The organism is Pseudomonas sp. NY11955, from assembly GCF_048068035.1.
Lineage (GTDB): Bacteria > Pseudomonadota > Gammaproteobacteria > Pseudomonadales > Pseudomonadaceae > Aquipseudomonas.
Window position 1 is genome coordinate 1 of sequence record NZ_JBLUPS010000087.1, and the last position, 223, is coordinate 223.

General features: G+C 68.2%; 1 protein-coding gene. It reads left to right on the top strand.

From position 1 onward, the window contains the following. A partial coding sequence (locus ACNFBR_RS29380; RefSeq protein ID WP_416737893.1) for a hypothetical protein occupies positions 1-223 on the top strand: 223 nt, incomplete at both ends.

Here is a 223-nt window from a genome sequence, read left to right on the forward strand (position 1 = left end):
TTGGCCCGTGGTTATCACCAGCGGCCAGCACTGACCGCCGAACGCTTCGTGCCGGACCCGTTCAGCGACAACGGTGGCCGCCTGTACCGCACTGGCGACCTGGCGCGTTACCGCGCCGATGGCGTGATCGACTACGCCGGGCGTATCGACCACCAGGTGAAGATCCGCGGCCTGCGTATCGAGCTGGGCGAGATCGAAGCGCGCCTGCTGGAGCTGCCGAGCG